We start from the raw sequence: 11,877 nt of genomic DNA, 5'->3' as shown, positions 1-11,877 counted from the left end.
GCATAAAGATAGGGACAAGGGTTCAATTATGGGACTCCACGTTCTCTTCTTCCTCCTCGTGTCCAACGGAGATGCCCTCCATGCTCAATTCAGGAATGACCAATAAGGGTATCTGTGCATGGAAAGCGGTTCGTTTCACAATGGGTTCGCGGGTCATTTTTTCCATATAGCTGTGCTGGTAGTTCAGCATCGCCAACAAGTGGATGTCCAGTTCTTGGGAGAACACTTCCAGCGTCTGCGACACTGAATTTAGCTCGGAGACCGTGTGCACATAATGTTCCACGTCGCCCAAATACCTCCGCAGCATGTTCAGGTTGAATTGTTGGAGTTCCGTCAAGGCCTTGATGCTGTACTGCACATGCACGATCCGGATGGTGGCTCGGAACATTTTTGCAATTTCGATGAGGGGCGATAGTTCCGAAGTGGTATAGAACCGGGTGAAATCCGTGGCAAAAGCGATCTCGGTGGGCGTGATGAACTCAAAATGATGGGGAATGGCCAAAATGGGACACTTTTTGGCACTTTTTATCATGCGTACCGTGTTGCTTCCCATAAAAACCTCATCCGCTCCGGAAGCACCTTTGGTTCCCGTGATCACCAAGTGGATGCCGAAAGTGTCCACAATGTCCTTTACCTCTTCGGCCAAAAGATTGAAAGAAGAAATCGTTTCAAAACTGTGGTTGGGGTTCCTGTACTTGTCCTTGATTCGTGTCACCGTTTTTTGCAGCCCTCTTTCGGAAGTGTCCCTCACCGCATCCACTATACGGACGCCATCAATCATTTTGGCCATAAAACGGCTGCTCGGGATCACAGGAGTGTAGGTGTTCAGCAGATAAAAAGTACAGCGCTTGTTGCGGAAAAGCTGCATCGCATAATCAATGGCGTTCCAGGCATTTTCCGAAAAATCCGTGGGTATGAGAATCCTTTGCATCTGACGAAATTTTTAGATGCGATAAAATTAGCCTTGTGGTGACGGGGATACTATGACAATTGTCAGGTTTTGGAAGTCCCTTAGAAACCTTCCACCATTTCGATGAGTTTGCGCTCGTCCTTGATGCCTATCTTTTTGCCGGAGGTGCGGATAAGCCCTTTTTTCTTGAATTCCGAAATGATCCTGATGGCAGATTCCGTTGCGGTGCCCACCACGTTGGAGATGTCCTCCCTGGAAAGGGTAAGGGCCAAAAAGCCGTCCTTGTCCTCCCCAAAGTTGTTCCTGAGGTAGAGAAATGCCTCGGCCACACGCTGTTTCACGGTTTTTTGCGAGATGTTCACGATCACGTCGTCCGCTTCCTTTAGGTCGTGTGCCATGTGCCTCAACACCTCCAAGGTAAAGTTGGGGTTCCTTTGAAGGGTATGGGTAATGCTTTCCTTTGGAATAAAACAGACCTCCATGTCACTTACGGCGACCGCGGAAAGGTTGGTGCTTTCCTCGGCAATCACGGAACGCTGGCCAAGGACCTCGCCCTTGGTGGCCAATTTCACGATCTGGTCCTTACCGTTTGCGCTCAGTTTGGAAAGTTTGGAGACCCCGTTGCGCACGCAATAGACCCCGTTGAGCTTGTCGCCCTCCTCAAAAAGGGGCTGTCCCTTTTTTATGGTCTTTGTGGTCTTGGAGTCGGATACGGTCTTCAATTCTTCCTTGCTCATGGCCCGGAGCGAATTGAACTGTCTTATAATGCAATTTTCACATCTGCTTTCCATGTGGATGGGTTTACCTGAGAGACAAATTTATGCCAATGGGATTGCCCATGAACTGATAAATATCATGTTTTTATGCAGAATCGTATTACAACTTTGTACCCAGGTATAAAGCAAATGTTCAATGATGGCAAACACAACCTGTTACCATTGTGGTGATGAATGTGGAAATGGCGCGGTGCACTATGATGAAAAGGATTTTTGTTGCAATGGCTGCAAGACCGTGTATGAGATTTTCACCTCCAACGGCCTTTCCGCCTATTACGAGATAGAGGCCAAAGCGGGGACCACACCCAATGAGATCACCAAAAAATATGATTTTCTGGACAATCAGGAAATCGTGGGCCAGTTGGTGGAGTTCAATGAAGAAGGGGTGCAGGTGGTGAACCTGAGCATTCCCACCATTCACTGTAGCTCTTGCATCTGGGTATTGGAAAACCTGAACCGTTTGCACAAGTCCATCACGGCATCCCAAGTGGATTTTCCCAAAAAGACCATCCGCGTCACCTACAAGACAGCCGATTTTTCCTTGAAGACCTTGGTTCTCTTGTTGGGGAGCATAGGATATGAACCCTATATCTCTCTGGAAGAATACAACAAGAAAAGCCATAGGGTGGACCGCTCGCTCATCTATAAGTTGGGGGTCGCAGGCTTTGCCTTTGGCAATGTGATGCTGCTTTCCTTTCCGGAATATTTTGAAGTGGAGGAATTTTGGTTGGAGCAATACAAACCCGTCTTTCGCTGGTTGATGTTCACATTTTCCCTGCCCGTGGTCTTTTACGCAGGTCAGGATTATTTCACGGCCGCTTATAAAGGGCTGCGGACCAAACTGCTCAATATAGATGTGCCCATTGCCCTGGGTATTCTCGCACTTTTTATACGGAGTACCGTCGATATCATCTTCGATTCGGGTTCCGGTTTTTTCGATAGTCTTACCGGTTTGGTGTTCTTTCTGCTGTTGGGGAAATTCTTTCAGCAGAAAACCTATGCCTACCTCTCTTTTGAGCGCGACTACAAATCCTATTTTCCCATGGCGGTGACCCGTTTGATGCAGGACGGCAAAGAGGAGAACGTACAGGTCTATAAAGTGGATGTGGGGGATCGGATCCTGATCAGGAGCCATGAGATCATTCCCGTGGATTGTGTGCTGATCAAGGGAACGGCCCAGATAGACTACAGTTTTGTGACCGGGGAGTCCGATGCGGTCCACAAACAATCTGGCGACAAACTGTTCGCCGGGGGAAGGCAGATGGCCGGAATTTTGGAGGTAGAGGTGCTGAAGTCCGTTTCGCAGAGCTACCTGACCCAATTGTGGGGCAACTCCGTTTTCTCCAAGGACAGGGCAAGCCAGTTCCAAACCTTGACGGACAGTATCGGGAAACGTTTCACTGCCGCCGTTCTCACCATAGCCCTATTGGCCACTGTTTTTTGGCTGGTCTATAGGCCCGGTATGGCCCTTAATGTGTTCACGTCCGTTTTGATCATTGCCTGTCCCTGTGCTATTGCGTTGGCGGCACCTTTCACGCTGGGCAATATGCTCCGCATCTTTGGGAAGCACAAGTTCTACCTAAAAAATGCAAGTGTCATAGAACGCTTGGCCAAAATCGACATGGCCATTTTTGATAAAACGGGCACGTTGACCACCAATAAAAAGGATACCATTCTCTATGAAGGAGTGGAACTGACCCAAGAAGAGACCGCCCTGCTGAAAACCACGCTAAGGGCCTCCAACCATCCCTTGAGCCGGTCGTTGTACGATATCCTCAAGTCGAATGCCATCATGACCTTGGATGAATTCCAGGAACATACAGGCAAGGGTCTGGAGGGAAGGGCCAAGGAACATTCCATCAAAGTGGGGTCTGCCACCTATGTGGGAAAAGAAACGTCCACTCCTGTGGCCGACACCTCGGTCTATGTGAGTGCAGACGAGGACATCAAAGGCCGTTTTGTGTTCAAGAACACCTACAGGGAAGGAATCGACCAAGTTTTTGAAACGCTCGGACAGCATTTGGAACTGGGCATCCTTTCCGGTGACAATGATGGTGAACGACACCAACTGCAAGAACTGCTCCCGCAAAAGACCCAAATGTTGTTCAACCAAAAGCCCGAAGATAAACTGGAATATATCAAAGGATTGCAGGAGGGACACAATGTACTCATGGTGGGCGATGGACTGAACGATGCAGGGGCCTTGGCGCAGAGCAATGTGGGCATTGCCATATCGGAGAACATCAATGTGTTCTCGCCGGCCTGTGATGGCATATTGGATGCTTCGCGGATGTCCCTGTTGCCCAAGTTCATCCACCTCTCACAGAAATCCATCCGGGTCATCAAAATGAGCTTTTTGCTCTCCCTGTGCTACAATGTGGTCGGGGTGTACTTTGCTGTAACGGGCCAGTTACAACCCGTCATTGCGGCTATTTTAATGCCCTTGAGCTCCATCAGTATTGTGGTCTTTACCACCTTGATGACCAATTTTTTGGGCAACGGATTAAAAAATCCTGAAAGCTGATATATGTCATTTTTTTCAACATACCATCACAGTAGTTTTACCCTCAAATTAAGGCAGGTATGAGTGTTATTTATGTGTTGTTGGCCATCAGCATCTCAGTGGCAGTGGTCTTTTTTGCAGCATTTGTCCTATCGGTCAGAAAAGGACAGTATGATGACACCTATACCCCTTCGGTACGCATGCTCTTTGAGGATGAGGTAGTGGGGGAGGCCAACGGACCCGATCAGATCAAAGGAAAAAATCAAACAGAAAATAGTACAAACCAATAAATATGGAAATACAGCAGTTCCGCTACGATAACAAAATCGTGCAAAAGTTCTTGTACGCCACCATGCTATGGGGCGTGGTAGGTATGGCCGTGGGGCTTTTACTGGCCTTCATGTTCTTGTTCCCGAATCTCACAGAGGGCATCCCGTGGTTGAGCTTTGGACGTTTGCGTCCACTGCACACCAATGCGGTGATCTTTGCATTTGTGGGCAATGCCATCTTTGCCGGGGTCTATTACTCCACCCAACGCCTGCTCAAGGCCCGGATGTTCAGTGATTTTCTGAGCAATTTTAATTTCTGGGGCTGGCAGTTGATCATTGTGGCCGCGGCCATCACATTGCCCTTGGGGTACACCACTTCCAAGGAATATGCCGAGTTGGAGTGGCCCATAGATTTGGCCATCGCCGTGGTCTGGGTCGTTTTTGGATGGAACCTTATCGGCACCATTCTTAAAAGAAGGCAAAGACACCTGTATGTGGCCATTTGGTTCTATCTGGCCACCTTTGTCACCGTTGCGGTACTCCATATTTTCAATAGTTTGGAGCTTCCCGTAACGGCCCTGAAAAGTTATTCGGTCTATGCCGGGGTACAGGATGCACTGGTACAATGGTGGTATGGACACAATGCTGTGGCCTTTTTCTTGACCACACCTTTCTTGGGATTGATGTACTACTTCGTGCCCAAAGCGGCCAACAGGCCCATTTACTCCTATAGGTTGTCCATCGTTCACTTTTGGTCCCTGATATTCATTTATATCTGGGCAGGACCACACCACCTTCTCTATTCTTCCCTGCCCGATTGGGCACAGAACTTGGGGGTTGTGTTCTCCGTGATGTTGATTGCACCTTCATGGGGTGGTATGATCAATGGATTGTTGACCCTTCGCGGGGTATGGGACAAGGTACGTACCGATGCCACTTTAAAATTCATGGTGGTCGCCATCACAGGATACGGTATGGCCACTTTTGAAGGACCCATGCTCTCGTTGAAAAACGTGAACGCCATTGCCCACTTCAGCGACTGGATCATTGCCCACGTACACGTAGGCGCCTTGGCCTGGAACGGCTTCCTTACCTTTGGTATGGTGTATTGGTTGGTACCCAGAATGTTCAAGACGGACCTGCACTCCAAAGGACTGGCCAATTTCCATTTCTGGATCGGTACCTTGGGTATCGTGCTCTACGCACTGCCCATGTATGTGGCCGGGTTCACTCAAGCCTTGATGTGGAAAGATTTTAATCCCGATGGTACCTTGGTATATGGTAACTTCTTGGAAACCGTATCCCAGATCATCCCGATGTACTGGATGAGGGCGATTGGGGGCAGTCTCTATATTCTAGGGGTGTTCGTGATGCTGTACAATGTGGTGCGGACCATCAAATCCGGTAGTAAAGTGGAAGATGAGTTGGTGGAGGCACCAGCATTGGCACGCGTTTCCAAAAGAAGGGTGGCCGGCGAAACCTTCCACAATTGGTTGGAGAGAAAACCGGTGCAGCTGACCATTTTGGCCACCATTGCCATCTTGATCGGAGGTGTTGTGCAGATTGTCCCCACCATTCTGGTGAAATCCAATATCCCGACCATCTCCAGTGTGAAGCCCTATACTCCCCTAGAACTGGAAGGACGTGACCTCTATATCCGTGAAGGCTGTGTGGGATGTCACTCCCAAATGATCAGACCTTTCCGAAGCGAGGTGGAACGGTATGGGGAATATGCCAAAGCCGGTGAGTTTGTCTATGACCACCCCTTCCTTTGGGGCAGTAAGCGTACAGGCCCAGATTTGCTCAGGGTAGGAGGTAAGTACTCCGACAACTGGCACCTGAACCACATGTACGACCCCCAGAGTACATCCGCAGGCTCCATTATGCCTTCCTACGAATGGTTGGTGAGGGACGAACACGACAGGGGCAATGTGCAGGCCAAGATGGAAGCCATGGTAAAACTGGGCGTTCCCTATACCGAAGCGGATATTGCCAACGCGCAACAGGCCATGGCGGAGCAAGCGGAAAAAATAGAGAAAAGCCTATATGCGGACCCAGAGTTTGTAAAGACCTACGAAGCGGATAAAAAATATGCCGAGGAAAACGGATTGGGCTTTGTGGAGATGCGCGACCGTGAGATTGTTGCCCTCATTGCCTACCTACAACGGTTGGGCACGGACATCAAGATAAAGGAAACAGGGGAACTGTTATCAGAAAATAAAGACTAAAAAGGAACCATGAACCAAGAGGTAAGGATCCGGACGCACAAAAGGCATTTCAAGTCCTATATCATGATTCTTGTTTCCAAAACACAATAAAGCCATGTTGAAATTTGTAAAGAACCATATGGAGACCATCGACGGGGTAGCAAATTATCCCATGATCTCCCTGCTTATATTCTTTGTTTTCTTCGTTCTGCTGTTCTGGTGGGTCTTCACCGCAACAAAGGAGCACATCAGGGAAATGGAAGAACTGCCATTGGATAACAACGACCAACAACATAAACCATAATATTATGAGCACAAGAACACCTTGGTGGATACGCATACCCGTACTCTTCTTTTTGATCTTCGGATTGATGGAATACTTTATCGACTCCGGCGACCAACCGGCCATCATTGCATACCCGATCACACAGCTGTTCCTGCTGTTGATCTTGATGATACTCATTGCCATTGAGCTTATTTTGAGTTCCATTGAAAACGTGATGTTCCAAACGCTAACGGAAGAGGGCAAGCAACGCTATTTGGCCAAGAAGAGCAAGAAAGCGGAGTGGACATGGGCAAAGAACCTCATGAAGAACCTTACCAAGAGCCGCGCGGTGGACCGTGAGGAAGAGATCATTCTGGATCACAATTACGATGGCATCCGAGAGCTGGACAATGTCCTGCCGCCATGGTGGGTGTACCTTTTTTATGGGACCATCATTTTTGGTGTCATTTATTTGGTGAGGTTCCATGTGATAGGCGACTACGACCAAAAAGAAGAATTTGAACAGGAAATGGCACAGGCAAAGATGGCCATTGAAGAATACAAGAAAACAGCCAAGGACCTGGTGGATGCCAGCACAGTGGAATTTTTGTCCGAAGCTTCAGATCTAAGCGCCGGGGAGAAAATATTCCAGTCCAACTGTGTGGCCTGTCACATGGCCGATGGTGGAGGGGGCATAGGTCCCAACCTGACCGACCAGTATTGGATTTTGGGAGGGGGCATCAAGAATGTGTTCAATACCATCTCCGAGGGTGGCCGGGACGGTAAGGGTATGATTGCCTGGAAACAGAACCTGAAACCTGCAGAAATAGCCCAAGTGGCCAGTTATGTGCTCACATTGAACGGTACGGCACCGGCAAATCCAAAGGCCCCCGAAGGTGATATTTGGATAGACCCCGATGCACCACAATCCTCCGAACCTGCTCCCGGACAGCAAGTTTCGGACTCCACGGAAGTTGCCGTGGAGTGATCCTTGAATAGGGAAAAGAGTCTGGAAATCTATAGAAAAGAGCAATGGAAGAGAATTTTAGGGATTCCATAGGAACCATTACAAAAGAAGGCAAAAGGGCCTGGATATTTCCCAAAAAGCCCAGCGGTAGGTTTTACGACTATCGAAAGTATGTCAGTTACACCCTGCTCATCTTCTTGGTGGTGGCCCCCTTCGTGAAGATCAATGGACACCAATTTCAGATGTTCAATGTGTTGGACCGTCGTTTCAACATATTTGGGCTTCCGTTTTGGCCCCAGGATTTTCACTTGGTGGTCGTGTCCATGATCATTGGGGTCGTTTTCATTGCACTGTTCACGGTAGCCTACGGACGTATTTTTTGCGGCTGGATGTGCCCCCAGACCATCTTTTTGGAAATGGTGTTCCGCCGTATTGAATATTGGATCGATGGAGATCGGGGCGCCCAAATGCGATTGGCCAAAGCCCCATGGAACAGGGAAAAGATCATGAAAAGGACACTCAAGTGGACCGTTTTTTTCATCATCTCCTTTGTCATCGCCAACATTTTCCTGGCCTATTTGATAGGTAGCGACAAACTCATCCGGTACATTACCGATGGGCCCGCGGCCCATATCGCCACGATGGTTCCCTTGTTGATCTTTACAGGGGTGTTCTACTTCATCTTTGCATGGTTCCGGGAGCAGGTCTGTATCATAGCCTGTCCCTACGGAAGACTTCAAGGGGTGCTGCTGGACAACAAATCCATTGTGGTGGCCTATGACCACAAAAGAGGGGAGGCCGAAAACGGTCGCAAGAAGTTCAGAAAGAACGAGGACCGCGAGGCCCTTGGTTTTGGGGATTGCATCGATTGCTTCCAATGCGTCAACGTTTGTCCCACGGGCATAGACATCCGAAATGGAACACAGTTGGAGTGCGTGAACTGTACCGCCTGCATTGACGAATGCGACCATATTATGGACAGTATCGATAGGCCCAGGGGGCTCATTCGTTATGCAAGTGAAGATGAGATCACCAAAAAGGCCAAGTTCAGGTTTACGCCCCGCATGAAGGGGTATACAGCCGTCCTCACAGTCTTGATCGGTATTTTGATCGGGATGCTGTTTTTGAGGAATGAATTGGAAGCCAATATATTGCGATTACCAGGGCAGCTCTATGAGCGAAAGGAGAACAACATCATCAGCAATGTATACACCTATAAATTGATGAACAAGACCACCAAGGATATCGAGGAGGTTTCCTTTAAGTTGATGTCGCACAAGGGCGAGATCAAAATGGTGTCCCAAGATCGGTTCACCGTTCCAGCGGAACAACTCATAGGTGGTACCCTTTTCATAGAGATCAACAGTTCGGCATTGACCGGGGACAAGGACAAATTGAAGATAGGGATATACAGCGGGGATGAGCTTATCGAAACCACGGTGACCCAGTTTCTGGCACCACGGAGTTACAACTAAAAATCTATTGCAATGAAAATAAATTGGGGAACAGGAATCGTATTGGCATTTATAGGCTTCATTGCCTTCATACTCTATTTTGTGATCAGGATGAGTACCGATGATAGGGCCAACCACGATTTGGTCACCGAAGAATATTATAAAAAGGAATTGACCTATCAGCAGGACATGGACGCTTCAAGGGCCACCACCGAAATGGATGCCGACCTCAAAGTGGAAAAAACCGATGAAGGCCTGATAGTCTATTTCCCCGAACGTTTTGATCCGAAGGAAATTACGGGAACAGTGTCCCTATACAGACCGTCCAACAAACATTTGGATACAGACTTTCCCATAAGTTTGACCAAAACACATTTGCTCATACCTGACAATCGTTTGGTGGGCGGTCGCTGGGACATTATCGTGAAATGGCAGTACGGCGGACAGGATTTTTTTCATAAACAGAAACTGATTTACTGATCATGCTGACATCGGCTTTGGTTCTGGGGATTTTGGGAAGCCTACACTGCTTGGGCATGTGCGGCCCCATTGCTTTTATGCTGCCCTTGGACCAGACGAACAACATCAAAAAAACAGTACAACTTTCCATATACCATACCGGAAGGTTGCTAGCTTACGGGACCATAGGGCTGATCTTTGGATTTTTGGGAAAAGGACTTTCCCTGTTCGGTATACAGCAAAAATTGTCCATCGGCATCGGTGTCCTTATGATCATATTGGTTTTGGTGCCGGGCAACCTTTTGAACGGGCATCGGATTTTCCGTCCCATCTATTCCCTTTTGGGAAAAGCCAAGTCCAAACTCGGGGCAGAGCTCAAGAAAAAGACCCCGGATGCCTTTCTGACTATCGGGTTTCTGAATGGTTTTCTACCTTGTGGATTGGTCTATATGGCCCTTTTGGGTGCCACGGCCTTGGCCACCCCATTGCAAGGAGGGCTTTATATGGTGCTCTTCGGGCTGGGGACAGTTCCCTTGATGTCCGCAGTGGTCTATTCCAAGGGACTGTTCCGAAATTCCATAAGGACAAAAATGCAAAAATTGGTCCCGGTATTTGTGGTAATCATCGGTGTTTTGTTTATTGTGCGCGGACTGGGACTGGGCATTCCCTATGTGTCCCCCAAACCGGCACCGTCCCATTCGGTGACAGCGGGCATCGAATGCCATCAACCTTAAAAATCATCAAAAGTGAAAATAACAACAGCTGAAGAAGCGGTAAGTATTGTAAAATCTGGGGACAGGGTGTTTTTCCAAGGAGCTGCCATGACCCCGAACATGATCATTGATGCCCTTTGCGATAGGCACGGGGAGCTTGAGAACGTGGAGATCGTGTCCATCCACACAGAAGGTGAGGCCAGGTATACCACTGCTCCGTGCAATACCAGTTTTAAATTGAACAGTTTGTTCGTGGGCGGCAATGTCCGCAAGTTCGTGAATGAGTTCAGGGGCGATTATGTGCCCATTTTTTTGAGTGAGATCCATTTGCTCTTCCGAAGGAAGATCCTTCCCTTGGACGTTGCATTCATTCAGGTTTCGCCTCCCGATAAGCATGGATTTTGCTCATTGGGGGTGTCGGTGGATGTGACCCTGCCCGCCATTGAAATGGCAAAGACCGTTGTGGCGCAGATCAACCCACAGGTGCCGAGGAGCCATGGGGATGGGATCATCCATATCGATAGGATACATTTTGCCGTTGAGGTGGACCAGCCCATCCATGAGCACGAACCCACGGAAATTTCCGAAGTGGAACAGCAGATCGGGGGGCATGTGGCCTCTTTGATCGAAGATGGGGCCACTCTTCAAATGGGTATCGGCAACATTCCCAACGCCGTACTGTCCAATCTTGGCAACCATAAACGATTGGGCATACACACCGAAATGTTCTCGGATGGGGTATTGCCGCTCATCCAGCAGGGAGTCATCACCGGAGAGGAAAAAAGGGTGAAACAGGGCAAGGTGGTGAGCTGCTTTGCTGTGGGCTCACGCGCCCTTTATGATTTTGTCGATGACAATCCCCTTTGTGATTTTAAAGAAGCGGCCTATACGAACGATACGGCAGTGATCCGGAAAAATCCAAAAGTAACGGCCATCAACAGTGCCATTGAGATAGACATTACCGGGCAGGTCTGTGCCGATACCATCGGGAGCCGACAATTTTCGGGTGTTGGCGGACAAATGGACTTTATCAGGGGAGCATCCCTTTCCGAAGGGGGCAAACCCATATTCGCCATGCCCTCGGTGACCAACAAGGGCATTTCAAAAATCGTTCCCTACCTGAAGCAAGGGGCCGGCGTCACCACTACCAGGGCCCACGTGCATTATGTGGCCACGGAATATGGTGTGGTTGACCTGTATGGAAAAAGCCTTCAACAACGGGCCAATGCCCTGATCTCCATTGCGCATCCCGAACACAGGGAAGCCTTGCAAAAAATGGCCTATGAAAGGTTCAATGGATAGAAAATAAGATCACAAACAAAAAGGGGGCAACTTTAGTTGCCCCCTTTTTTTA

11 protein-coding genes are annotated in these 11,877 nt (G+C 48.7%); 9 read left to right on the top strand and 2 right to left on the bottom strand.

All coding sequences use genetic code 11. The features are described from left to right. Window positions 1-22 precede the first annotated feature (22 nt). Window positions 23-931, bottom strand: a complete 909-nt coding sequence (locus DB398_RS13575) for a universal stress protein (RefSeq protein ID WP_108424988.1) — start codon at window positions 929-931, stop codon at window positions 23-25. 80 nt (window positions 932-1,011) lie between these two features. Further along, the gene (locus DB398_RS13570; protein ID WP_072878050.1) at window positions 1,012-1,701 is read right to left on the bottom strand and encodes a Crp/Fnr family transcriptional regulator; all 690 of its coding nucleotides are present in this window, start codon (window positions 1,699-1,701) and stop codon (window positions 1,012-1,014) included. 124 nt (window positions 1,702-1,825) lie between these two features. On the opposite strand from DB398_RS13570, the gene DB398_RS13565 reads away from it, so the two are divergent. The 9 genes from DB398_RS13565 (at window position 1,826) to DB398_RS13525 (ending at window position 11,825) form a co-directional block, all read left to right on the top strand. Then, window positions 1,826-4,210 (top strand): heavy metal translocating P-type ATPase, encoded by a 2,385-nt coding sequence (locus DB398_RS13565; RefSeq protein WP_108425067.1) that lies wholly within the window; start codon window positions 1,826-1,828, stop codon window positions 4,208-4,210. 59 nt (window positions 4,211-4,269) lie between these two features. Next, on the top strand, window positions 4,270-4,479 hold the full coding sequence (ccoS, locus tag DB398_RS13560) for a cbb3-type cytochrome oxidase assembly protein CcoS (protein WP_108424987.1): 210 nt from the start codon (window positions 4,270-4,272) through the stop codon (window positions 4,477-4,479). A gap of 2 nt (window positions 4,480-4,481) precedes the next feature. Continuing rightward, the gene (gene ccoN, locus DB398_RS13555) at window positions 4,482-6,686 is read left to right on the top strand and encodes a cytochrome-c oxidase, cbb3-type subunit I (RefSeq protein WP_108424986.1); all 2,205 of its coding nucleotides are present in this window, start codon (window positions 4,482-4,484) and stop codon (window positions 6,684-6,686) included. A 94-nt stretch (window positions 6,687-6,780) separates the two neighbouring features. Next, complete coding sequence (locus tag DB398_RS13550) at window positions 6,781-6,969, top strand: cytochrome C oxidase subunit IV (protein WP_072878058.1); 189 nt, start codon at window positions 6,781-6,783, stop codon at window positions 6,967-6,969. 4 nt (window positions 6,970-6,973) lie between these two features. After that, window positions 6,974-7,918, top strand: a complete 945-nt coding sequence (locus tag DB398_RS13545; RefSeq protein ID WP_108424985.1) for a cbb3-type cytochrome c oxidase N-terminal domain-containing protein — start codon at window positions 6,974-6,976, stop codon at window positions 7,916-7,918. A gap of 44 nt (window positions 7,919-7,962) precedes the next feature. Beyond that, the gene (gene ccoG, locus DB398_RS13540; RefSeq protein WP_108424984.1) at window positions 7,963-9,372 is read left to right on the top strand and encodes a cytochrome c oxidase accessory protein CcoG; all 1,410 of its coding nucleotides are present in this window, start codon (window positions 7,963-7,965) and stop codon (window positions 9,370-9,372) included. Window positions 9,373-9,384: 12 nt separating this feature from the next. Continuing rightward, window positions 9,385-9,831, top strand: a complete 447-nt coding sequence (locus DB398_RS13535; RefSeq protein ID WP_108424983.1) for a FixH family protein — start codon at window positions 9,385-9,387, stop codon at window positions 9,829-9,831. Between the two features lie 2 nt (window positions 9,832-9,833). Further along, window positions 9,834-10,544 carry a sulfite exporter TauE/SafE family protein gene (locus tag DB398_RS13530; protein ID WP_108424982.1) on the top strand — a complete coding sequence of 237 codons (711 nt, stop codon included), beginning with the start codon at window positions 9,834-9,836 and terminating at the stop codon, window positions 10,542-10,544. A gap of 12 nt (window positions 10,545-10,556) precedes the next feature. Continuing rightward, window positions 10,557-11,825, top strand: a complete 1,269-nt coding sequence (locus DB398_RS13525; RefSeq protein WP_108424981.1) for an acetyl-CoA hydrolase/transferase family protein — start codon at window positions 10,557-10,559, stop codon at window positions 11,823-11,825. Window positions 11,826-11,877: the final 52 nt, after the last annotated feature.

This window comes from Flagellimonas amoyensis (assembly GCF_003058265.1).
Lineage (GTDB): Bacteria > Bacteroidota > Bacteroidia > Flavobacteriales > Flavobacteriaceae > Flagellimonas > Flagellimonas amoyensis.
Note: the sequence above shows the minus strand (reverse complement) of the source record. Positions and strands in the feature narration are given on the sequence as shown.

What these genes read in the sequence shown, in the direction of transcription:
- DB398_RS13575 (WP_108424988.1), bottom strand. Translation starts at nt 931, where the DNA reads ATGCAAAGGATTCTCATACCCACGGATTTTTCGGAAAATGCCTGGAAC.
- DB398_RS13570 (WP_072878050.1), bottom strand. Translation starts at nt 1,701, where the DNA reads ATGGAAAGCAGATGTGAAAATTGCATTATAAGACAGTTCAATTCGCTC.
- DB398_RS13565 (WP_108425067.1), top strand. Translation starts at nt 1,826, where the DNA reads ATGGCAAACACAACCTGTTACCATTGTGGTGATGAATGTGGAAATGGC.
- ccoS (WP_108424987.1), top strand. Translation starts at nt 4,270, where the DNA reads ATGAGTGTTATTTATGTGTTGTTGGCCATCAGCATCTCAGTGGCAGTG.
- ccoN (WP_108424986.1), top strand. Translation starts at nt 4,482, where the DNA reads ATGGAAATACAGCAGTTCCGCTACGATAACAAAATCGTGCAAAAGTTC.
- DB398_RS13550 (WP_072878058.1), top strand. Translation starts at nt 6,781, where the DNA reads ATGTTGAAATTTGTAAAGAACCATATGGAGACCATCGACGGGGTAGCA.
- DB398_RS13545 (WP_108424985.1), top strand. Translation starts at nt 6,974, where the DNA reads ATGAGCACAAGAACACCTTGGTGGATACGCATACCCGTACTCTTCTTT.
- ccoG (WP_108424984.1), top strand. Translation starts at nt 7,963, where the DNA reads ATGGAAGAGAATTTTAGGGATTCCATAGGAACCATTACAAAAGAAGGC.
- DB398_RS13535 (WP_108424983.1), top strand. Translation starts at nt 9,385, where the DNA reads ATGAAAATAAATTGGGGAACAGGAATCGTATTGGCATTTATAGGCTTC.
- DB398_RS13530 (WP_108424982.1), top strand. Translation starts at nt 9,834, where the DNA reads ATGCTGACATCGGCTTTGGTTCTGGGGATTTTGGGAAGCCTACACTGC.